The sequence below is a fragment of the Seongchinamella sediminis genome (assembly GCF_003457605.1).
GTDB lineage: Bacteria > Pseudomonadota > Gammaproteobacteria > Pseudomonadales > Halieaceae > Halioglobus > Halioglobus sediminis.
The window spans coordinates 1-764 of record NZ_QRAN01000068.1 but is presented as its reverse complement, the minus strand read 5'-3'; the positions used below and the strand labels follow the sequence as shown (position 1 = coordinate 764).

Sequence of the window (764 nt, the reverse complement as noted above, 5' to 3'; positions counted from 1 at the left end):
GTAAGCGCCTCTGCATCGGCCCCCTTCCGCCCAGGGCGATGACGCCGGAACATGCCCCCGTGTTTTTTTCACAGGAGCATGGCCATGTCTGCCGACAACGAACAACGCGAAGACTACTGGCGCCCACATGTCGAGGCCTGCCAGGCGTCGGGCCTGTCCGCCAAGCGGTTCTGCAGAGATAACGCACTGCCCTACGGGCAGTTCCTCTATTGGGCTGGGAAGCTGCGACCGTCAGCAGCCACGCCACCGGCCAGTGGTTTTACCCGCGTAGTGCCCCGGAGCGGCGCAGTCGCTCCGGAGGGTTTGCACATCACGCTGCCCAATGGCCTGCGGATCGGCGGCATTAACGCTGGCAACGTAGAATTGCTGAGCTCGCTTCTGGCCCAGTTGTGAAACCCCGGTATCTACGCCCGGCACTGGAGATCCCAGCGATCTATCTGCACCGTGATCCGATCGACTTCCGCAAGCAGGCGCACAGCCTCGCGGTGCTGGTGGAACAGGAGCTGGGCCATAATCCCTTTGACGGCGCGCTCTACGCCTTCACCAACCGCCGACGCAACAAGATCAAGTGCCTGATGTGGGAAGACAATGGCTTCATCCTCTACTACAAGGCATTGGCTGAGGAGAAATTCCGCTGGCCGAAAGCGGGTGAGAGCCTGCTCATGCTCACCGGGGAACAGATCAACTGGCTTCTCGACGGCTACGATATCATGCAGATGCGCGGGCACCAGAAATTGCATTATGAGTCTATAAATTAAGTTGTT

2 protein-coding genes are annotated in these 764 nt (G+C 59.6%); both read left to right on the top strand.

What is annotated here, in order from left to right; all coding sequences use genetic code 11:
* Nucleotides 1-84 precede the first annotated feature (84 nt).
* The gene (gene tnpA, locus DWB85_RS19350; RefSeq protein ID WP_117957717.1) at nucleotides 85-393 is read left to right on the top strand and encodes an IS66 family insertion sequence element accessory protein TnpA; all 309 of its coding nucleotides are present in this window, start codon (nucleotides 85-87) and stop codon (nucleotides 391-393) included.
* A complete protein-coding gene (gene tnpB / locus DWB85_RS19345; RefSeq protein ID WP_162846212.1) occupies nucleotides 390-758 on the top strand; it encodes an IS66 family insertion sequence element accessory protein TnpB in 369 nt (122 codons plus the stop codon). Before tnpA ends, tnpB begins: the two co-directional genes overlap by 4 nt.
* The last annotated feature ends 6 nt before the right edge of the window (nucleotides 759-764 follow it).